This is a genomic window from Intrasporangium sp. DVR (assembly GCF_040365325.1).
Lineage (GTDB): Bacteria > Actinomycetota > Actinomycetes > Actinomycetales > Dermatophilaceae > Intrasporangium.
Genome location: NZ_BAABZW010000003.1, coordinates 60683 through 79519, shown reverse-complemented (window position 1 = coordinate 79519; position 18837 = coordinate 60683). Strand labels below are relative to the sequence as shown.

Annotated in this window: 19 protein-coding genes; 9 read left to right on the top strand and 10 right to left on the bottom strand. The window is 70.8% G+C overall.

Annotated elements, in window-relative coordinates; all coding sequences use genetic code 11:
* Positions 1–5: 5 nt before the first annotated feature.
* Positions 6–674 (top strand): potassium channel family protein, encoded by a 669-nt coding sequence (locus ABWV20_RS03280; RefSeq protein WP_353353364.1) that lies wholly within the window; start codon positions 6–8, stop codon positions 672–674.
* Between the two features lie 4 nt (positions 675–678).
* On the opposite strand, the gene ABWV20_RS03275 is transcribed toward ABWV20_RS03280, so the two are convergent.
* Both ABWV20_RS03275 and ABWV20_RS03270 read right to left on the bottom strand, forming a co-directional pair.
* Positions 679–1206: a GNAT family N-acetyltransferase gene (locus ABWV20_RS03275; protein ID WP_353353363.1), complete on the bottom strand. Its 528-nt coding sequence runs from the start codon at positions 1204–1206 to the stop codon at positions 679–681.
* Positions 1207–1282: 76 nt separating this feature from the next.
* The gene (locus ABWV20_RS03270; RefSeq protein ID WP_353353361.1) at positions 1283–1783 is read right to left on the bottom strand and encodes a GNAT family N-acetyltransferase; all 501 of its coding nucleotides are present in this window, start codon (positions 1781–1783) and stop codon (positions 1283–1285) included.
* 120 nt (positions 1784–1903) lie between these two features.
* Here ABWV20_RS03270 and ABWV20_RS03265 point away from each other — a divergent pair, with 120 nt between their 5' ends.
* Positions 1904–3394, top strand: coding sequence for a S8 family peptidase (locus ABWV20_RS03265; RefSeq protein ID WP_353353360.1), 1491 nt, complete (start codon positions 1904–1906; stop codon positions 3392–3394).
* 80 nt (positions 3395–3474) lie between these two features.
* Here ABWV20_RS03265 and proC read toward each other — a convergent pair whose 3' ends face one another.
* Positions 3475–4281, bottom strand: a complete 807-nt coding sequence (proC, locus tag ABWV20_RS03260; protein ID WP_353353359.1) for a pyrroline-5-carboxylate reductase — start codon at positions 4279–4281, stop codon at positions 3475–3477.
* Between the two features lie 3 nt (positions 4282–4284).
* The gene (locus tag ABWV20_RS03255; protein WP_353353358.1) at positions 4285–5235 is read right to left on the bottom strand and encodes a proline dehydrogenase family protein; all 951 of its coding nucleotides are present in this window, start codon (positions 5233–5235) and stop codon (positions 4285–4287) included.
* Between the two features lie 83 nt (positions 5236–5318).
* Here ABWV20_RS03255 and ABWV20_RS03250 point away from each other — a divergent pair, with 83 nt between their 5' ends.
* The 6 genes from ABWV20_RS03250 to ABWV20_RS03225 all read left to right on the top strand — a co-directional run bounded on the left by ABWV20_RS03250 (position 5319) and on the right by ABWV20_RS03225 (position 12093).
* On the top strand, positions 5319–6083 hold the full coding sequence (locus ABWV20_RS03250) for a maleylpyruvate isomerase family mycothiol-dependent enzyme (protein ID WP_353353357.1): 765 nt from the start codon (positions 5319–5321) through the stop codon (positions 6081–6083).
* Between the two features lie 6 nt (positions 6084–6089).
* A complete protein-coding gene (locus tag ABWV20_RS03245) occupies positions 6090–6842 on the top strand; it encodes an SAM-dependent methyltransferase (protein ID WP_353353356.1) in 753 nt (250 codons plus the stop codon).
* Complete coding sequence (locus ABWV20_RS03240) at positions 6839–7321, top strand: nucleoside deaminase (protein WP_353353355.1); 483 nt, start codon at positions 6839–6841, stop codon at positions 7319–7321. Before ABWV20_RS03245 ends, ABWV20_RS03240 begins: the two co-directional genes overlap by 4 nt.
* 205 nt (positions 7322–7526) lie before the next feature.
* Positions 7527–10151 (top strand): ATP-dependent Clp protease ATP-binding subunit, encoded by a 2625-nt coding sequence (locus ABWV20_RS03235; RefSeq protein ID WP_353353354.1) that lies wholly within the window; start codon positions 7527–7529, stop codon positions 10149–10151.
* Positions 10152–10363: 212 nt separating this feature from the next.
* A complete protein-coding gene (locus ABWV20_RS03230; RefSeq protein ID WP_353353353.1) occupies positions 10364–11581 on the top strand; it encodes an LCP family protein in 1218 nt (405 codons plus the stop codon).
* Entirely contained in the window at positions 11578–12093 is a 516-nt protein-coding gene (locus tag ABWV20_RS03225; protein ID WP_353353352.1) for an amino-acid N-acetyltransferase, read from the top strand. Before ABWV20_RS03230 ends, ABWV20_RS03225 begins: the two co-directional genes overlap by 4 nt.
* A gap of 73 nt (positions 12094–12166) precedes the next feature.
* Here the strand turns inward: ABWV20_RS03225 and ABWV20_RS03220 are convergent, their stop codons facing one another.
* The 3 genes from ABWV20_RS03220 to ABWV20_RS03210 are packed head-to-tail and all read right to left on the bottom strand — an operon-like array spanning position 12167 to position 14752.
* Complete coding sequence (locus ABWV20_RS03220; protein WP_353353351.1) at positions 12167–13159, bottom strand: ABC transporter ATP-binding protein; 993 nt, start codon at positions 13157–13159, stop codon at positions 12167–12169.
* Entirely contained in the window at positions 13156–13965 is an 810-nt protein-coding gene (locus tag ABWV20_RS03215; RefSeq protein ID WP_353353350.1) for an ABC transporter permease, read from the bottom strand. Before ABWV20_RS03215 ends, ABWV20_RS03220 begins: the two co-directional genes overlap by 4 nt.
* A complete protein-coding gene (locus ABWV20_RS03210) occupies positions 13958–14752 on the bottom strand; it encodes an ABC transporter permease (RefSeq protein WP_353353349.1) in 795 nt (264 codons plus the stop codon). Before ABWV20_RS03210 ends, ABWV20_RS03215 begins: the two co-directional genes overlap by 8 nt.
* 188 nt (positions 14753–14940) lie before the next feature.
* On the opposite strand from ABWV20_RS03210, the gene ABWV20_RS03205 reads away from it, so the two are divergent.
* Complete coding sequence (locus ABWV20_RS03205; RefSeq protein ID WP_353353348.1) at positions 14941–15171, top strand: hypothetical protein; 231 nt, start codon at positions 14941–14943, stop codon at positions 15169–15171.
* Between the two features lie 16 nt (positions 15172–15187).
* On the opposite strand, the gene ABWV20_RS03200 is transcribed toward ABWV20_RS03205, so the two are convergent.
* From ABWV20_RS03200 to radA, 3 genes are all read right to left on the bottom strand, one after another.
* On the bottom strand, positions 15188–16084 hold the full coding sequence (locus ABWV20_RS03200; RefSeq protein WP_353353545.1) for an iron-sulfur binding domain-containing protein: 897 nt from the start codon (positions 16082–16084) through the stop codon (positions 15188–15190).
* Between the two features lie 56 nt (positions 16085–16140).
* On the bottom strand, positions 16141–17220 hold the full coding sequence (gene disA, locus ABWV20_RS03195) for a DNA integrity scanning diadenylate cyclase DisA (RefSeq protein WP_353353347.1): 1080 nt from the start codon (positions 17218–17220) through the stop codon (positions 16141–16143).
* Between the two features lie 121 nt (positions 17221–17341).
* A complete protein-coding gene (gene radA, locus ABWV20_RS03190; RefSeq protein WP_353353345.1) occupies positions 17342–18757 on the bottom strand; it encodes a DNA repair protein RadA in 1416 nt (471 codons plus the stop codon).
* Between the last annotated feature and the right edge of the window lie 80 nt (positions 18758–18837).

The following is an 18837-nucleotide window of genomic DNA, read 5'->3' as shown; positions in this document are numbered from 1 at the left end:
ATCCCATGGCGCGGAACAAGCTGTTCGAGGACGACGTGCTCGTCATCGGCCTCGGACGTTTCGGCTCAGCCGTCGCCATGGAGCTGACCAAGCTCGGCCACCGCGTCATCGCCGTGGAGCGCAACAACGCCCTGGCCGAGACGTACGTCAACAAGTTCGCCAAGGTCGTGCACGCCGACATGGCCCAGTCGTCGGCCATCGACATGATCCGGGCCGCCGAACCCAAGATCGCCGTGGTCGGGATCGGCTCCTCGGTCGAGTCGTCCGTGCTGGCCTCGGCCAACCTCGTCGACGCGGGTGTTCCCTCCATCTGGGCCAAGGCGCTCTCGCAGGAGCACAAGAGGATCCTCGACCGGATCGGCGTGCACCACGTCATCTCCCCCGAGTCGGACGCGGGCCGACGGGTGGCGCACCTGGTCAACGGCCGGATGCTCGACTACATCGAGTTCGACGACGGTTTCGCCATCGTCAAGATCAAGCCGCCGTCGGAGACCATCGGCTTCACCCTGGAGCAGAGCCAGATCCGGCGGAAGTACGGCGTGACCGTCGTCGGCGTCAAGGCGCCCGGCGAGGACTTCACCTACGCCGTCCCGCAGACGAAGGTCTCGGCCCACCACATGCTCATCGTCAGCGGGCCGACCGAGCTCATCGAGCGCTTCGCCGCGCGGCCCTGACGCCTCAGACCCCGATGACGCCGGGGTCCTTGCCGAGCGGCAGGACCATGGCGATCTCCTCCTCGCCGTCCTCCTCCGAGGCGAAGCCCATGTGCCGCCGCTCGTCCGTCGGCCGGAAGCCCATCCCGCTGGCGAAGGCCACCGCGCGGCCGTTCTCCGTGCCGACCCAGTAGTAGAGATGACTCTGGCCCCGCCGCTGGGCGAGGGCTGCACCGCTCTTGACGAGGCTCGTGGCCACGCCGGTGCCGCGCAGGTCCGGCTTCACCCAGAGCCCGAAGAGCTCACCTGCGTCGGCCCCGTCGTCCGTCGCTGCGGTGCCCACGCTGACGACACCCACCGCTGTGCCCTCGCGCTCCGCGATGAGCCGGGCCGAGCGCTTCATCCGCGTGCGCCAGGAGTCCTCGTCGAGCGACTCCTCCTCCTCGACGGTCGCGGCAAAGGCCTCAGGAGATTCGCGTAGCGCCTCGAGCCGAACTGCTCGATAGTCCTGCCACTCGTCCTCACCCAGCGGACGCACGGTGATCTCGCTCATGAGACCACCTTTGCATGGTGCGACCGCCGGCCGCACGCGAGGGTCGGTGAACTCACGGTGACCCCGGTCGGTCCGGTCAGAGGCGGTGGACCATCTCGATCTCGTGGACGTCCTCGCGGCGCGGGTGGGGGTGCGTGGCACCGGTCCTGACGAAGCCGCACCGCTCGTAGAGCGCCACGGCCGCGCCGTTGTGGCTGCCGACCTCGAGCACGACCTCGCTCTTGCCGAGGCGCCTGGCCTCACGCACCACGGCATCGACCAGGGCCTCCCCCACGCCGAGGCCACGAGCACGCGGGGCGACGTAGAGGCCGAAGAGCGTGGCCGTCGTGGCTCGACCGGGCTCCCAGTGCGACCCGAGGCCCGCGCTGCCGACGACACCGGCGGCATCCCGCGCCTGCACGAGCCAGGCACCCTCGATCCGCTCCACCCAGTCCGCCTCGTCATAGACGGCCTCGTCGGCGTAGGTGAACCAGAACGCATCGGGCGCGTCCCGCAGCATCTCGAGCCGGATGTCCCGGTGGCTCTCCCAGTCGTCGGGGCGCACGACGTGCAGGTGCATCCGGGGAGGCTCAGTCATGCATCAAGCCTCCCACGAGACGTTCGAGTGGCGAGTGTCACAGCGCGACAGTAGGTTCGCGACCATGCGCGACCTGACCGGTCGCCATGCAGTCACCCCAGCCTCCCGATAGGAGCACCGTTGAAACCCACCCCCACCCGGACGCTCGCGGCCGCCGCCGCAGCAGCCCTGAGCCTGTCCGTCCTCGGCGCGACAGGCGTGGCCACCGCAGCCCCCACCGGCGCCGACACCACCTACCTCGTCCTCGCCCCCGAGGGCGCGTCGACCGCAGGAGCCTCGGCGCGCGTCGCTGCTGCGGGCGGCACCGTCGTCGCGGACTACGCGAAGATCGGTGTCCTCGTGGCCCGCTCGACCAACCCGAGCTTCTCGACGGACGTCAAGGGCCGCGGTGTCGACTCGGTCGCCTCCACCGAGGGCCTCGGCTCGATGCTGGAGGAGTCGGAGACGCTCGCGGAGATCTCGGTCGACGAGGCCACCGCCTCCGGCGACCCGACCGCCGAGCCCCTCTGGGGCCTCCAGTGGGACATGCCGCAGATCGACGTCCCCGAGGCGCACGCCGTCACGACCGGCTCCGACAGCGTGGTCGTGGGGGTCCTCGACAGCGGCATCTCGAGCACCCACCCCGACCTCGCGACGCAGATCGCCAAGGACAAGAGCGCCTCGTGCCTCGGCGGTGTCGCCGACACGAGCGAGGCCGCCTGGAACCCGACCACCTCCGACCACGGGACCCACGTCGCCGGGACCATCGCCGCGGCGATCAACGGCGTCGGGATCGCCGGCGTCGCCCCGGGCGTCAAGGTGGCCTCCGTCAAGGTCGTCAGCGACGCGGGCTACATCTTCCCGGAGGCGGCCGTCTGCGGCTTCATGTGGGCTGCCGACCACGGCATGAAGGTGACCAACAACAGCTACTACATCGACCCGTGGGAGCTGAACTGCCGCAACGACGAGCGGCAGCGTCCGGTGTGGCTGGCCGTCCAGCGGGCGATCCGGTACTCCCAGAGCAAGGGAGTGCTCAACGTCGCCTCCGCCGGCAACTCGAACTACGACCTGCAGAAGAAGAACCACGACGACGGCAGCCCCAACGACGGCAGCGCCCCCGTCGAGGACCGCGTCGTCAACTCCGCCTGCCTCGTGCTCCCCGGTGAGGCCCCCGGCGTCGTCACCGTCGCCTCCACCGGGCCGACGCAGGAGAAGTCGTACTTCTCGTCCTACGGCCAGGGTGTCGTCGACGTGACGGCTCCGGGCGGCGACGCCCGGTCTCGGACCGACGGCGCGACCGTGACCATCGAGGACGCGATCCTGTCCACGACGTTCAACACGAGGACGAAGACGAACGGCTGGGGCTACAAGCAGGGCACGTCGATGTCGGGTCCGCACGCCGCCGGCGTCGCTGCACTCGCGATCTCAGCCCACCCGAGCCTGGCGCCAGGCGCGCTCGCAGGGCACCTCGAGCGCACCGCGACGCCGCTCGCCTGCCCCGAGGGCGTCTACGACCCGGTGCCGCTGCTGCCGAACGGCAACGGCGCGCACTACCAGGCGACCTGCTCCGGCGGCCTGCGCAACTCCTTCTACGGCGCGGGTGAGGTCAACGCCTTCGCCGCAGTGAAGTAGCGGGTCGCACTCATCGAGGGTGCGGTCCGGGCCGACACCGGCCCGGGTCGCACCCTCGACGGCGTTCCGGCTGGCGCGGCTCAGACGTGCCCGGAGGCCAGCTGCCGGGACCGCGCCGCCGCGGCCTCCATCGCGTTGACGAACGCGGCGCGGACCTTGTGGTCGTCGAGCTGGCGGAGCGCCGCCACCGTAGTGCCGCCCGGTGAGCTGACCTGCTCGCGCAGCACCGTGGGGTGCTCGTGCGTCTCCTTGAGCATCGTGGCCGCGCCGTACAGCGTCTGCACCACCAGCTCGGTCGACGTCGCCCGGGGGAGCCCCAGCACCACGCCGGCCTCGATCATCGCCTCCACCACGTAGAAGATGTAGGCGGGACCGCTGCCGGAGATCGCCGTGACCGCATCGAGGTGCTTCTCCTCGAGACGCACCACCTTGCCGCAGGACGACAGGAGCGCCTCTGCCTCGACGAGGTGCTCCTCCGTGCAGTGCCGCCCCGGCGAGACCCCGGCCATGCCCTGGTCGACGAGCGCCGGCGTGTTGGGCATGACCCGCACCACGGAGGATCCCTCCGGCAGCCGGGCCTCGAGGAACTCCGTGGTGATCCCGGCCGCGAGCGAGACGACCGTGTTGCCCTCTCGGACGTGGTCGCGGATCTCGTCGAGCAGGCCCTCCATGTCCTGGGGCTTGACGACGAGGACCAACGTGTCGGCCAGGTCGGCGGCCTCGGCGTTCGACAGCACCCGCACGTCGTACTTCTGGGCGAGGGACGCCGCCCGGTCGGCGTTGCGCTCGGTGATGACGAGGTCCCCGACGTCGCGGCCCGATCGCAGCAGGCCCGACAGGAGGGTCTCGCCCATCACGCCGGCGCCGAAGATCGCAGTGGTTCCCATGGCTCAGCCTTTCGTCGCCAGGCCGCGGAGGAAGAACATGACGTTCGCCGGCTTCTCGGCCATCCGCCGCATGAGGTAGCCGTACCACTCCTGGCCGTAGGGGATGTAGACGCGCATCTGGTCGCCGCGGTCGGAGATCCGCCGTTGCTCGTCCGGCCGGATGCCGTAGAGCATCTGGTACTCGAACGACGTGGCCGCCCGGCCGGCCTGCGCGGCCAGCGCACCCGCGATCTCGATGAGGCGAGGGTCGTGGGTGGCCACCATCGGGTACCCCTGCCCGTGCATGAGGATCTTGAGGCAACGGACGTAGGACTTGTCGACGTCGGCACCCGACTGGAAGGCGACCGACTCCGGCTCCTTGTAGGCACCCTTGCAGAGACGCACCCGCGACCCTGCCGTCGCCAGGTCCCGGCAGTCGGCCTCGGTCCGATGCAGGTAGGACTGCAGCACCGCTCCGACCGTCGGGAAGTCCGCCCGCAGCTCCCGGACGGCGTCCAGCGTGAGGTCCGTCGTCGTGTGGTCCTCCATGTCGAGGGTCACCGTCGTGCCCGCGAGGTCGGCCAGGGTGCAGATCTCGCGGGCGTGCTCGAGGGCGATCCGGTTGCCGTCACCGGGCAGGGCCTGCCCGAGAGCGCTCAGCTTGAGTGAGACCTCGACGGCGCCGTTGTCGGTGAGGCCGTCGTCGCGCAGGGCGGTGAGCAGCTGGAGGTAGGCGTCTCGCGTCTGCTTGGCCCGGGTGAGGTCCGTCGTGTCCTCGCCGAGGTAGTCGATGGTCGCCATCCGACCGGTGCCCGCCATGTCCGCCGCGGCCCGCACGGCGTCCGCGTGGTCGGCGCCCGGCACGAACCGCCTCACCACCGAGCGGGAGACCGGCGCCTTCTGGATGACATCACGGATCGTCTCCTGCTTGGAGAGCTGAAGGAGTGAGTTGCGCAGCACGTCGCTGGCGTCCACTGGGACCTCCCGGTCTGTCGTCGGTCTTCGTCCGTCACGGTGGTGGCTGCCGCAAATCTACCGCCGTACGGCAGACTCACCGCATGGACGCTCGACTGCCCCTCGACGACCTCGGCACCGCCCTCGGCGAGGCCGCGACCGTGCTGCGCGCCAACGCCGTGGCGGCCGGGCTCGACGCGCCCGTCCCCACGTGTCCGGGCTGGACCGTGGCCCGCCTCGTCGCCCACGTCGGGATGGCCCATCGGTGGGCGGCCGGGCACGTCACCGGCGCCGAGATCGACAGCCCCGAGGCGATGGAGGCGGCGGCCCTCTCGCAGCCGGACCTGCTCGGCTGGTTCGACGACGGCGCCACCGCGCTGCTCCAGGCGATCGTGGACGCGCCCGAGGACCTTCGCGCGTTCGTCTTCCTCAAGAACGCCCCACCCCCCAAGGTCTTCTGGACCCGCCGCCAGTGCCACGAGACGACCATCCACGCCGTCGACGCCCTCGCGGCGCGGCTGGGCCGCGCCCCGCATCGCTCCGAGACGTGGATCGGCCCGGCCCTCGCCCTCGACGGCATCGACGAGCTGCTCAATGGCTTCGTCCCGCGCCGCAGCCAGGGCATCCACCCGCCCGAGGAGACCGTCGTCGTCGTCAGCCCGGACGGCTGCCCCGTGTCGTGGCGGCTCCGGATGGGACCCGACCACCCCGTCGACGTCACCGTCCTCGACGGAGCGAGCCCAGCGGCATACGGCACCATCGACCGCAGCCTCACGGGACACCCGGTGGACCTCTATCTCCAGCTGTGGAACCGGAGCGCCCAGCTCGACCCATGGTGGCACGATCTGGTCACCATCACCTGGAAGTGAGCTGCCATGCCAGCCCTGGACCACCTGGTCAAGGACGCCTACCCGCGGTCGACCAAGTACGACGCGACCTGGCTCGTCGACCTCGACATGGGGCCGCACCCGCTCTGGCTGCTCGAGGACCTCGCCGGTGACCTCGACCTGCGCCCCGGCATGCGCGTCCTCGACCTCGGGTCCGGGCTCGGCGCCACGTCCGTCTTCCTCGCCAAGGAGTTCGGCGTCCGCGTCATCGCGGCCGACCTCTGGGTCGACCCCACGGAGGCCGGCGAGGTGTTCCGCAAGGAGGGGGTCGACGACCGCGTGCTCGCGATGCGCGTCGATGCGGGGCAGCTGCCGTTCGGGGCCCGCTCGTTCGATGCGATCGTCAGCATCGACGCGTGGGAGTACTTCGGCACCGGCGACCACTACCCGCCGTACCTCGCCACGTTCCTCAAGCCCGGTGGGCAGCTCGGGGTCGCCACACCGGCCCTGACCACCGAGGTGCGCGAGCTCGGCGAGATCCCTGACCACATCGACAAGGTCGTCGGCGCCGAGACCGCCGCCTGGCACACCGCCGGCTGGCTCCGCAGCCAGTGGGAGTTCTCGCGGGCGTTCTCGTCGGTGACCGCCCGCGAGCAGGTCGACGGCTGCGCCAACTGGCTGCTCTGGGAGCGCGCCGTGATGGAGCTCAAGGGTCGGATGAGCTCGCCCGTCCAACAGATGCTCGAGGCGGACGGCGGAGCGTTCGTCACCTTCGCGATCGTGACCGGGAGGGTGCCGTGACCCTCGACGAGCGGGACCTGGGCTTCCTGCGACGCGCGGTCGACCTCGCCCGCCTCGCCCTCGAACGAGGCGACGAGCCGTTCGGGTCCGTCCTCGTCGGGGCCGGCGGCGAGGTGCTCTTCGAGGACCACAACCACGTCATCGCCGTCGACCCGACCCAGCACCCTGAGCTCGCCATCGCGCGCTGGGCCGGGAGCCACCTGGCCCCGGCAGAACGGGCCGCTGCGACGGTCTACACCTCGGGCGAGCACTGCCCGATGTGCAGCGCGGCGCACGGGTGGGTCGGCCTGGGGCGCATCGTCTACGCAGTGAGCTCGGCCCAGCTAGGGCAGTGGCGGGACGACTGGGGCCTTCCGGCCCCGCCGGTGCGTCCGCTGTCCATCCGTGACGTCGTGCCGGGGCTCGCGGTCGACGGGCCGGCCCCCGAGCTGGAGGACGAGGTCAAGGCGCTCCACGCACGCTGGGTACGGCCGACCTGACGGCAGCGGCCACAGCCGGCGTGGCCGCGAGATGGGTACGGGTGGAGGCACGAGGGCACCGTTCCGCTGAGGGCGAACAGGAGGTGGAACCTGAGGCGGACACGCTCAGGATGGGAACACTCACGCACGGGCTCGCGTTGTGCGGGGTGCCTGCTGACAGCGGGCGCGGATAGCATCGAGGTATCTCGATCAGGCAGGAGTAGACATGTTTGAACGGTTCACCGATCGGGCCCGACGGGTGGTGGTCCTGGCGCAGGAGGAAGCACGCCTGCTCAACCACAACTACATCGGCACCGAGCACATCCTCCTGGGTCTGATCCACGAAGGTGAGGGCGTGGCCGCCAAGGCTCTCGAGAGCCTCGACATCTCGCTCGAGGCCGTGCGGGCGCAGGTCCAGGAGATCATCGGCCAGGGCCAGCAGGCACCCACCGGCCACATTCCCTTCACGCCGCGCGCGAAGAAGGTCCTCGAGTACTCCCTCCGTGAGGCGCTGCAGCTCGGCCACAGCTACATCGGCACCGAGCACATCCTCCTCGGCCTGATCCGCGAGGGTGAGGGCGTCGCCGCCCAGGTCCTCGTCAAGCTCGGCGCCGAGCTCAACAAGGTGCGCCAGCAGGTCATCCAGCTCCTCTCCGGCTACCAGGGCCAGGGCGGCCAGGGCGAGAAGACCGGCGCCGGTGTCGGCCAGGCGACCGGAGAGGGCACGCCTGCCGGCTCCCTCGTCCTCGACCAGTTCGGCCGCAACCTGACGCAGGCCGCCCGCGAGGGCAAGCTCGACCCGGTCATCGGGCGCGAGAAGGAGATCGAGCGGGTCATGCAGGTGCTGTCCCGCCGCACCAAGAACAACCCGGTCCTCATCGGCGAGCCCGGCGTCGGCAAGACGGCCGTCGTCGAGGGCCTGGCCCAGGACATCGTCAAGGGCGAGGTGCCCGAGACCCTCAAGGACAAGCAGCTCTACACGCTCGACCTCGGGTCGCTCGTGGCCGGCAGCCGCTACCGCGGTGACTTCGAGGAGCGCCTGAAGAAGGTCCTCAAGGAGATCCGCACGCGCGGCGACATCATCATCTTCATCGACGAGATCCACACCCTCGTCGGCGCCGGCGCGGCCGAGGGCGCCATCGACGCGGCGAGCATCCTCAAGCCGATGCTCGCCCGTGGTGAGCTCCAGACGATCGGCGCGACGACGCTCGACGAGTACCGCAAGCACATCGAGAAGGACTCGGCCCTCGAGCGGCGGTTCCAGCCGATCCAGGTGCAGGAGCCGACGCTCCCCCACACGATCGAGATCCTCAAGGGCCTGCGGGACCGTTACGAGGCGCACCACCGCGTGACGATCACCGACAGCGCGCTCGTCGCGGCGGCCAACATGGCGGACCGCTACATCAACGACCGCTTCCTGCCCGACAAGGCGATCGACCTCATCGACGAGGCCGGCGCGCGACTGCGCATCCGCCGCATGACCGCGCCGCCGGACCTGCGTGAGTTCGACGAGAGGATCGCCCACCTCGTGCGCGAGAAGGAGTCCGCGATCGACGGGCAGGACTTCGAGCGCGCCGCGCGCGTGCGCGACGAGGAGAAGAAGCTGCGCGCCGAGAAGGCCGAGCGCGAGGCCCAGTGGAAGTCCGGCGACATGGACGTCGTGGCCGAGGTCGACGACGAGCTCATCGCCGAGGTCCTCGCGGCGAGCACCGGCATCCCGGTCTTCAAGCTGACCGAGGAGGAGTCGAGCCGGCTGCTCCACATGGAGGACGAGCTGCACAAGCGGATCGTCGGCATGAACGACGCCGTCAAGGCGCTGTCCCAGGCCATCCGCCGCACGCGGGCCGGCCTCAAGGACCCGCGCCGTCCCGGCGGGTCGTTCATCTTCGCCGGCCCCACCGGTGTCGGCAAGACCGAGCTGGCCAAGACGCTCGCCGAGTTCCTCTTCGGCAGCGAGGACGCGCTCATCCAGCTCGACATGTCGGAGTTCTCCGAGAAGCACACGGTGAGCCGTCTGTTCGGGTCGCCTCCCGGCTACGTCGGCTACGAGGAGGGCGGCCAGCTGACCGAGAAGGTCCGCCGCAAGCCGTTCTCCGTCGTGCTCTTCGACGAGGTCGAGAAGGCCCACCCGGAGATCTTCAACTCGCTGCTCCAGGTGCTCGAGGACGGTCGACTCACCGACTCCCAGGGTCGGATGGTCGACTTCAAGAACACCGTCATCATCATGACGACGAACCTCGGCACGCGAGACATCTCGAAGGCGAGCATGGGCTTCTCCGCCGGTCCGGACACGCGGTCGGACTACGAGCGGATGAAGGCCAAGGTCATCGACGAGCTCAAGCAGCACTTCCGGCCGGAGTTCCTCAACCGGGTCGACGACACCATCGTCTTCCCCCACCTGTCCAGGGACGAGATCATCCAGATCGTCGACCTCGAGATCGCCAAGCTCGACAAGCGGCTCAAGGACAAGGACATGGGCATCGACCTCACCCAGGCGGCCAAGGACCTGCTCGCCAAGAAGGGCTACGACCACGTGCTCGGTGCGCGCCCGCTGCGTCGCACCATCCAGCGCGAGATCGAGGATGCGCTGTCCGAGAAGATCCTCTACGCGGAGTTCACCTCGGGCCAGTACGTCAGGGTCGACACCGAGGGCGAGGGCAAGGACGAGAAGTTCACCTTCTCCGACATGGCCCACCCGGATCACCGGCCGGCCGACGACCTGCCGGAGCTGCCGGAGGGACCTGCCCTCGACGAGGCCCTCGGCGCCGAGTTCGTCGCGGTGCCCGACCCATCGCGTGACGTCACGGGCAGCGCGGGACCGGCCGCACCGTCAGGCACCGAGACCGCCTGACGTCGCGGCGGCAGCCGACAGCACGCAGACGAAGGGGCCGAGGACAGATCCTCGGCCCCTTCGTCTCCCCTGGTTCCTCCCCTGACCTTTCCCCCAAGGCGTCATACCCGGAACGGACGGCCCCGTAACGCGACCAGACAACCCACTCGTCCCACGCCTCAGGCTGCCCCGCCCCTCGGCTCGCATCCGCCGAGGTCGTCTACGGTGGCCCTGTGAGCCTCGGACCCACCCGCCCACGGCCCCTCGCCGTGCTCGCCGCGACGGCCGTCGCGGCGACCCTCCTCGCCTCCTGCACCGGTGAGCCGGCGCCGCCGAGGTCCACCTCGTCGGCTGCCGCCCCCAGCAGGTCGCCCGGAACGCCGGCCGCGCAGCCGACCCCCAGGGTGGCCGGCGCCCCGGCGCAGCTGCAGGCCCTCATCGAGCGGCTCTACTCCGGCTCGGACCTCGGCAAGGCCGCCAACGCCGACACGACGAAAGCGCTCACCGGCCGCACCTCCCGTGGCTCCGGTGGCTCCGGTGGCTCCGGTGGCTCCGATGTACCGCCCGGAGCCGAGGCCGCGCTCGGCTCGTGGTTCGGCACGCCCATCGCCGTGGTGACAGCGGGCAAGGACGTCAGCCTGGCGGTGGGTCCGACGTGGAAGCTCGTCGGCGGCTGGTGGCCCTCGCTCGGCGTGGACGAGGCCGTCGTGGGCGGTGGGCCGAGGTGGGTGCTCGCGGTCGGCTCGGACGCGCGCCGCGGCCAGAACCTCGAGCGGTCGCGGGCCGACACCCTCCAGGTGATTGGCACCGACGGCGCAGGCGGCGGTGGCGTCATGGGTATCGCCAGGGACCTCTGGGTGACGCTGAGCACCGGCGGCAAGGGCAAGATCAACTCGGCCATGTCCCTCGGGGGCCCGGAGGCCCAGCTGCGGACGGTGCGCACCGCGACGGGCCTGCCCATCGAGGGGTACGCCGTGATCGGCTTCGACGGGTTCATCCAGCTCGTCGACCACCAGGGTGGGATCCGCATCGTCGTCCCGGAGACGGTCGACGCCTCGCACGCTCACATCGTCATCAAGAAGGGGCCACAGACCCTGAGCGGCAAGCAGGCGCTCGCCTATGCGCGAGAGCGCAAGACGCTCCGCGACGGCGACTTCGGTCGGTCGAGGCACCAGGGCCAGCTGCTCCTCGCGGCCGCGGTGCAGGCCAGGCTGGCCGGCCCGGAGGCGGTTCCGGGGGCCCTGATCAGCTTCAGCGACGTGGGGGTCAGCGACCTGTCTGCCGAGCAGATGCTGACCTTCGCGGCCGGCCTCTACCGGCTCAACCCGACGAAGGTCGGCCGCGACGTCGCCGCCGGTCCGTTCGGTTGGGCCGGCGCGCAGTCGATCGTCGTCCTCGGGGAGCAGGCCCGCCGCCTGTTCGCCTCGTTCGAGGACGGCAACCTCTCGTGACCAGCCCATCACCGGACCTCGTCATCCGTCGGGCGCGCACGTCCGACATCCTCGGCATCCGCGCCCTCGTGGCCCCCCTCGCAGAGCGACGCGTGCTCGTGAGCAAGGAGGCCGTCACCTACTACGAGGCGGTGCAGGAGTTCCGCGTCGCCGAGCGCGAGGGCGAGGTCGTGGGGTGCGGCGCCCTGCACGTCATGTGGGAGGACCTCGCTGAGATCCGCACCCTCGCCGTCGCCGACGGCCTCCTGGGCACCGGGCTCGGCGGCCGCATCCTCGAGGCGCTCGTCGAGGATGCCCGTGAGCTCGGCATCCGTCGTCTCTTCTGCCTCACCTTCGAGGTGCCCTTCTTCACCCGGCACGGCTTCTCGGCCATCGAGGGGCAGGCCGTGTCCGCGGAGGTCTACGCCGAGCTGCTGCGCTCCTACGACGAAGGCGTGGCCGAGTTCCTCGACCTCGAGCGGGTCAAGCCCAACACGTTGGGCAACACGCGCATGCTGCGGACCCTCGAATAGCCCGTATGCCGCTGAGCTCGCTTCCAGCGCAAGCCAGCTCAGCGGCATACCCCCGTTGTCGGGTGTGCGGGCCTCAGGAGCCTGCGTAGATCCGGCGGACCACGTCCTCGATGTCGGGCTCCTCGATGGTCAGGTCCCGCACCGGAGCCCGTCGCGACACCTCGGCGAGAACCGCGGCTGCTGTGGTCCGGGCTGCGTCGAAGGCGAACCGCTGTCGCAGGCCGTCGGACTCGGAGGCCACGAGGCGCGCACCGGGGATCCCCTCGATCGGCGGGGTGGGCTCGGCCAGGTCGATGACGATGAGCCGCTCCACGCCGACGGTCGCGGCGAGACCCGCGAGAGTCCCGTCGAACGCGAGCCGCCCGTGGTCGACGACGAGGACCCGGTTGCACAGTCGCTCGATGTCTCCCATGTCGTGCGTCGTGAGGAGCAACGTCGTGCCGCGCTCCTGACGCTCCTCGACGAGGAACTCGCGCAGACGCTGCTTGGACAGGACGTCGAGGCCGATCGTTGGCTCGTCCAGGACGAGAAGGCGGGGCGAGTGCAGCAGGGCCGCGGCGATCTCGGCGCGCATCCGCTGCCCGAGCGACAGGGACCGGACGGGGGTGTCGAGCTGGGGACCCATCTCCAGCTGGTCGACGAGTCGCGTCGTCCGGGCGCGGGCGCGGGCCGGGTCGAGCCGGTGGATCGCGGCGAGGATGGTGAAGGAGTCGCGCAGCGGAAGGTCCCACCAGAGCTGGGAACGCTGGCCGAACACGACTCCGACCTGTCGGGCGACGTCGACCCGGTGGCGCATCGGGTCGAGACCACAGGTGCGGACCAGCCCGGACGTCGGGCGGAGGATGCCCATCAGCATCTTGATCGTGGTGGACTTCCCGGCGCCGTTGGCTCCGATGTAGCCGACCGCCTCGCCGGGTCGCACCGCGAAGGTCATGTGGTCGACAGCGCGGACGTGCCTGCTCCTGCGCCGGCGGCCGCCGTAGTCACGCACGAGGTCACGGGTCTCGATGATCGGCGCCGGGTCCTGGCTGGACGCTCGGCCCGGCTCGAGCGGCTGCATCGTCATCCGCCTGCTCCTTGGTAGTGACGGGTGCCGGCCCGCCAGCAGCCCGCCGCCATCAGCCAGGCGAAGCCGGCGGCGACGGGGCTGCACCAGGCGAGCCAGGTGGGGGCGAGGAACGCCCCGGGGAGGTCGAGGATGGTTACGGTCGGCAGGTAGGCGATGAAGGCCGTCGGCACGACGAACGTCCAGAAGATACGGAAGGGGTCGGGGAAGACGCGCTGCGGCTGCTGGGCGGCGTAGGAGCCGCCGTAGGTGAACGCGTTGGTGAACTCGGCGCCGTCGACGATGAAGAACTGGAGCCCTCCGGCCGTGGTGAAGAGCGCCGAGAAGATGGCTGTGCCGCTGACCAGGGTGAGCGCGACGAGCAGGACCGAGCCGGGCCCCCAGGTGATGTCCGCGACCGACAGCGCGACGACGAGCGTCACGAGTGCGACGGTGAGCCGCCCGATCCGGCGCAGGGAGATCTCGCTCGTCATGAACTGGGCCAGAAGGGGCAGCGGCCGCACATAGAAGGCGTCGACCGTGCCGGCCCGGATGTAGGTCGGCAGCTGGTCGAGGTGCCCGACGGCCATGTCGGCGAGTGAGAAGCAGACGTTCGACAGCGCGAAGACGAGAAGGGCGGCCGTGAAGTCGAGGCCCCCGAGGACGTCGACGTTGTGGAAGATGACCCACACCTCGGCGAGCTCGGTGAGACCCACTCCGAAGGTGCCGAGGATGTCGGTGGCGAACGAGGCGGGGTACTGCATCTGGGCCCGGATCCGGGACCGGAGGATGGCCCGGTAGGGCGTCAGGTCGGGCCGGTCAGCCACCCTGGACCTCCAAGCGACGTCGCCCGCGCTGGAGGACGGCTTGGCCGGCGATGAGCAGGGCCACGGCCCAACCGGACTGGGACGCGATCGTCGTCCAGATGGCGTTCCCGTCGACACGTCCGGAGAGGATGTCGAGAGGGTTCTGCAGCATCGCCGGGAACGGCGTCCACTGGGCGAAGGTCCGCAGCCAGTCGGGGAACCACGGGACGGGGACATAGAGACCACAGAGGAAACCGCTCGTGATCATCCACATCAGGCGGATGCCCCGCACCTCGACGATCCAGAAGGCCAGCAGGTTGACGATGAAGGTGCCGGCGAAGGCGACGACCACCGCGAGGACGATTGACACCAGACCGAGCACCCAGGAGTCGAGACCGGGCGGCCGGGCCAGGTCGAAGAAGAGCGCGCCGACCAGCAGGGCGGGAATCCCGCGCCCGATGACGTTGACGCCCGCCCGGCCGAGATCCTCGGCGAGGTAGACCAGCTGAGGCGGGACCGGTCGGAGGAAGTCGACGGCGATGTCGCCGCTGCGCACCCGGAGGCCGACCTCCTGGAACCCCCAGAGGTTGACGACACCGAGGAGTGCCTGGCCCCACCAGACGAAGGCGAGCACCGTGGGACCGTCGTAGCCGGCGATCTGGGCGCCGGCGGAGCTGACGGCTGCAACGAGGACCGAGGCGCGGATGAAGCCGAAGACGGAGTTGGTCGTCATGCCGGCCAGCAGGGCCAGCCGGTAGGTCGAGTGGCGCCGGAACCCCGCCCTGACGAGAAGGAGGAAGGTTCTCATCGGTCCGTGGCCAGCATGGTCGCCGACCCTACCGTCGGGGCGCCCCGGGGCCAAGTGGATGATGGTCGCGCGGTGATCCCGGAGTCTGCACCGAACGAGTCCGAAGGCGACCACGTCACCGCACCATGGTCCGGCTGCGCCGCAGCCGGCAGACCGTGAAGAACCGGGTAGCCCGAGGAGGCGTGCCGATGGCGCGGATCGAGGCCAACTGCTCACAGTGCGGTGGCGTGGAGTTCGAGGACGGTTTCATCGAGGACAACGGGCAGGGCTCCCAGGGCTACGCCCGGTGGATCTCCGGGCCGCTGCAGCGGGGTCCCTTCGGGGGCGCCTTCCGCTTCGGGGCGCCGCGCTGGGTCGTCGACGCCATCCGCTGCACCCAGTGCGACCACCTCGAGCTCTACGCCCGCGACCGCAGCTAGGACGACTGCGCGCGTCTCAGGCGGGAAGCCGAAATCGCTTGCGCGACAGGGGCTCCACCAAACCGTCGGCGACGAGCGAGTCCAGGCACCGGATGACCTGCGCGTGGTCGGGACCCGCCGCCTCGAGCGCTGTGAGAGGCACCGGTCGGTGCTGCTCCCGGAGCCGATGCAGGATCTCGCCTCGGACCTGACGATCCGTCCCGTGCCACGCCTGTCCACGTCGCGGCGGCCCCTCGTGGGCCGGACGCCCGGCGAGGTTCCAGGCGCAGAGGTCGGCGACCGGGCACACATCGCACCGCGGGCTGCGCGCGACACAGACGAGCGCTCCGAGCTCCATCGCGGCGACGTTCCAGACGTTCGCCTCCGCCCGCGCCGAGGGTGCCGTATGCCGCTGGGCCGGCATCGCGCGTCGCGCCAGGTCGGTCTCGGCCCGGGTGAGCGTGGGGTGCGCGAAGGCCTTGCCCTCCAATGCCCGCGCGAGAACCCGGCGGACATTGGTGTCGATGACGACCTCCGGGATGTCGAAGGCGAAGCACGCGACCGCGGCGGCCGTGTAGGCCCCGACTCCGGGAAGCTCGAGCAGCTCGGCGTGAGTCGCGGGGACCTGGCCGCCGTGTCGCTCGACCATGACGGTGGCCGCCTCGTGAAGGCGCAGGGCCCGGCGGGGGTAGCCGAGCCGACCCCAGGCGCGCACCGCCTCCCCGGGCGCTTCGGCTGCGAGCGCCCCGGGCGTCGGCCAGCGCACCATCCACTCGCGCCAGACCGGCTCCACCCGCGCGAGCGGGGTCTGCTGGGCCATCACCTCGGACAGGAAGACGCCCCACGGACTGCAGTCGGCCGCCCGCCACGGGAGATCGCGCCCAGCACGGGCATACCAGCCGTTGACGCGCCGGCGCAGCGCCTCCACGGCCATCCGGTCCAGCGCAGCGTGATCGTGCGCGTCCGTCGCCTCGCCGGTCATGCCCTGACTCAGACGTACCGCTCGAGAATCGACGACTCCGCGAGGCGCGAGAGACCCTCCCGCACGGCTCGGGCCCGACCCTCACCGACGCCGTCGACGAGCATGAGGTCCTCGATGCCGGCAGCCAGCAGTCGCTGGAGCGACTCGAAGTGGTTGACGAGGCGCTCGACGATGGCGGACGGCAGGCGCGGCACCTTGGTGAGCAGCCGGTAGCCCTGGGGGCTCACCGGCGCATCGAGGCTGTCGCCGACGATCGAGAAGCCCACCGCCCGAGCGCCGGCGGACAGGTCGAGCAGCTCGACCGAGTTGAGCGCCTCGAGGTTGGCGAGCGCGTCGTCCGCGGTGAGGTCGGACTTGGTCGAGGGCAGGTAGTCACGGATGACCAGCTCGCGGTCGTTGCCGAGGCCGCCGACGAGCTCCTCCAGCTGGAGGCTGAGCAGCCGGCCATCCGTGCCGAGCTCGACGACGTAGTCCTGGATCTCTGCGGAGATGCGCCGGACCATCTCCAGACGCTGGAGCACCGAGGTGACGTCGCGGATGGTGACGAGATCCTCGATCTCGAGGGCGGACAGGGTGCCGGTCACCTCGTCGAGTCGAGCCTTGTAGCGCTCCAGGGTCTGCAGGGCTTGGTCCGCTCGGGACAGGGTCGTCGGGGATCCCTCGACGACGTGCCGCTTGTTGCGGACGTAGAGCGCAACCACGCCCATCGACTGGCTCACCGAGATGACGGGGAAGCCGGTCTGCTTGGCGACGCGCTCGGCGGTGCGGTGCCGGGTGCCGGACTCCGAGGTGTCGATGCTCGAGTCGGGGACGAGCTGGGTGGCAGCGCGCAGGATGCGGGTGCCCTCACGGTCGAGGACGACCGCGCCGTCCATCTTGCACAGCTCGCGGACCCGGGTCGCCGAGAACTCCACGTCCAGCTGGAAACCGCCCGTGCAGATGGCGTCCACCACCCGGTCGTAGCCGAGCACGATGAGGGCCCCGGTGCGACCCCGGAGGATCCGCTCGAGGCCGTCACGCAGCTCCGTGCCGGGAGCGACCGCGCCGAGGGCCGCGCGAAGCAGCAGCTCGTCGTCGTTCCTGTCCATCACATCCCGTTCAGCTGGTGGGCGCCGCTGGTCGGCCCTTCGCCGCCCCTGTGTCGATGTCGGTGGGATCGCCTGACCACACCGAGGTGTCCCGAGGTTGAAGAGGTCGGTGGTCCGCAGTCTAGGCGGTGTCGCGCGCCAATGCGGGCGTCGGCTGCGCGACGGCGAGGCGACGCATCGTCTCGATGGCCTCGGCGACGTTGCTCACCTCGATGACGTCGATTCCGTCGGGGACCGCGGAGTCGGCCCGGCTGCCCTGCGGCACGACGGCGTGACGGAAGCCGAGCCGGGCAGCCTCGGCGAGGCGCCGGCCGATGCCCGTCGCCCGACGGACCTCCCCCGCCAGTCCGACCTCACCGATGGCGATGGCGTCGACCGGCAGCGGTCGGTCGAGCACCGACGACGCGAGCGCACACACGAGGGCCAAGTCGGCTGCCGGCTCGGTGACGCGCACTCCCCCGACGGTCGCGGCGAAGATGTCCTGGGCGCCCACCGGTGCGCCGGCCCGCTTGTCCAGCACGGCGATCACCATGGCCAGCCTCGACGCGTCGAGACCGCTGGAGGTGCGTCGAGGGGAGGGGAGGGTCGACGGTGCGACGAGCGCCTGGACCTCCGTGACCAGCGGGCGACGGCCCTCCAGGGTGACGGTGACGCACGTGCCGGCGACGGCAGTGACCCGGTGGGACAGGAAGAGCCCGCTCGGGTCTGGCAGCCCGATGATCCCCGCCTCCGAGAGGTCGAAGCACCCGACCTCATCGGTCGGGCCGTAGCGGTTCTTGACCGCGCGCACCAGTCGCAGCCTCGAGTGTCGATCACCCTCGAACTGGACGACGACGTCGACCAGGTGCTCGAGCACCCTTGGCCCGGCGATGGACCCGTCCTTCGTGACGTGGCCGACGAGGAGCACCGCGATCCCCCGGTCCTTCGCCATCCGGATGAGGCTCGCAGCCACCTCGCGGACCTGGGAGACGTTGCCCGCCTGCCCGTCGACCTCGGCGCTCGCGATGGTCTGCACCGAGTCGACGACGAGGAGCTGAGGGGCGCTCGCCTCGACGTGGCCGAGCACGGTGGCCAGGTCGGTCTCGGCCGCCAGGTAGAGCGAGTCGGCGAGCGCGTCGATGCGGTCAGCGCGGGCCCGCACCTGTGCTGCGCTCTCCTCGCCGCTGACGTAGAGGGTGGCGGCGCCCTGGCGCGCCGCCCGCGCGGCCACGTCGAGCAAGAGGGTCGACTTGCCGATGCCGGGCTCCCCCGCCACCAGAACGACGGCGCCGGGCACGAGGCCGCCGCCGAGCACCCGGTCGAACTCCGCCACCCCGGTCGGGCGGGCCGCGGCGCTCGTCAGGTCGACCTCGCCGATGGGTGTCGCCGGCCGCAGCACCTGACCCGGCGACGTGCGCGGCGCGGAGGCGCCGGCTGCCTCGGCGACCGTCCCCCAGGCCTGGCACTCACCGCAGCGGCCGACCCACTTGACCGCGGTCCAACCGCACTCCGCGCAGCGGAAACGTGATGATTGCCGGGCAGTCGACGTGGTGGCCATGCCGTAACCGTAGAGGGGCGCAGCGACAGTGACGGTTGACAACGCCGACGAGCCGCCATCCGGTGAGGCGTGGGATCATG

Coding starts and splice junctions, on each gene's coding strand:
- ABWV20_RS03280 (WP_353353364.1), top strand. CDS start 6: ATGGCGCGGAACAAGCTGTTCGAGGACGACGTGCTCGTCATCGGCCTC.
- ABWV20_RS03275 (WP_353353363.1), bottom strand. CDS start 1,206: ATGAGCGAGATCACCGTGCGTCCGCTGGGTGAGGACGAGTGGCAGGAC.
- ABWV20_RS03270 (WP_353353361.1), bottom strand. CDS start 1,783: ATGACTGAGCCTCCCCGGATGCACCTGCACGTCGTGCGCCCCGACGAC.
- proC (WP_353353359.1), bottom strand. CDS start 4,281: ATGGGAACCACTGCGATCTTCGGCGCCGGCGTGATGGGCGAGACCCTC.
- ABWV20_RS03250 (WP_353353357.1), top strand. CDS start 5,319: ATGGACGCTCGACTGCCCCTCGACGACCTCGGCACCGCCCTCGGCGAG.
- ABWV20_RS03245 (WP_353353356.1), top strand. CDS start 6,090: ATGCCAGCCCTGGACCACCTGGTCAAGGACGCCTACCCGCGGTCGACC.
- ABWV20_RS03235 (WP_353353354.1), top strand. CDS start 7,527: ATGTTTGAACGGTTCACCGATCGGGCCCGACGGGTGGTGGTCCTGGCG.
- ABWV20_RS03220 (WP_353353351.1), bottom strand. CDS start 13,159: ATGACGATGCAGCCGCTCGAGCCGGGCCGAGCGTCCAGCCAGGACCCG.
- ABWV20_RS03210 (WP_353353349.1), bottom strand. CDS start 14,752: ATGAGAACCTTCCTCCTTCTCGTCAGGGCGGGGTTCCGGCGCCACTCG.
- ABWV20_RS03205 (WP_353353348.1), top strand. CDS start 14,941: ATGGCGCGGATCGAGGCCAACTGCTCACAGTGCGGTGGCGTGGAGTTC.
- ABWV20_RS03200 (WP_353353545.1), bottom strand. CDS start 16,084: ATGGCCGTGGAGGCGCTGCGCCGGCGCGTCAACGGCTGGTATGCCCGT.
- disA (WP_353353347.1), bottom strand. CDS start 17,220: ATGGACAGGAACGACGACGAGCTGCTGCTTCGCGCGGCCCTCGGCGCG.
- radA (WP_353353345.1), bottom strand. CDS start 18,757: ATGGCCACCACGTCGACTGCCCGGCAATCATCACGTTTCCGCTGCGCG.